Annotated in this window: 1 pseudogene; it reads left to right on the forward strand. The window is 65.3% G+C overall.

The annotated features are described in order from the left end of the window. Nucleotides 1–914, forward strand: a pseudogene (locus HMPREF0670_RS15075) (hypothetical protein); the annotation flags it as partial.

The raw sequence follows: 914 nt of genomic DNA on the forward strand, positions 1-914 counted from the left end.
TGCGCCGTACCGCGGGCATGCACACCGTTTCCGCCCGGGAGTATGGCTACGATGCCTACGAACGGCTGCTGCACGTGGAGAACGAGCGCGGCGAACGCTACACGTTTGAACGCGACCCTAACGGTGAAGTGATAGCCGAGCGCGGTTTCGACGGCCAGGAACGCCGCTACGAGCGCGACATGGACGGGACTGTACTCGTTACGCACCTGCCCGACGGCACCACCATCCACCATCAGCACGACCTTGCGGGGCGGCTTACTTACAGTCGCTACCCTGACGGCAGCTGGGAGGCGTGGGAATACGACCGCGCCGGGCGGCTCTGCAAGGCCAGCAACCCACATGGCGAGACGCTGTTCGAGCGCGATGCGCTGGGGCGCATCATCCGCGAGATACAAAACGGCCATGCCATTGAGCACTGCTACGACAGCCGTTCACGGCTGACCCACACGCTGAGCGACCTGGGTGCGGACGTGTCCTACGGCTACGACGATGCGGGGCTGCCCGAGAGCGTAAAAGCCATCGTGCAAGGTATGCCGCACCCGTGGGAGGCGCGCCTGCAACACGACCGCCTGGGTCGTGAGACGCTGCGCACGATGACGGGCGGCGTGGCCTGCGCCATGCAGTACGACGGCGTGGGTCGGCCTTCACGCCCAAGCGTGACTCGCGGCGGGCACTCCTTATATAATAGGGGCTACCGCTGGGACGACGACTTCCGGCTTTCGCACGCCCACGATGCAATAAGCGGGCGGATTGTGCGTTATTTCTACGACGACTTCGGCAGCCTGGCCGAGGCGGAATACGGTGACGGCGCACGCCAATGGCGCAACCCCGACGTGATGGGCAACGTGTACGACAGCACTGACCGAACCGACCGCACGTACGCCCGCGGGGGGCAGCTGCGTGAAGACCGCCGA

This window comes from Prevotella sp. oral taxon 317 str. F0108, assembly GCF_000162415.1.
Lineage (GTDB): Bacteria > Bacteroidota > Bacteroidia > Bacteroidales > Bacteroidaceae > Prevotella > Prevotella conceptionensis.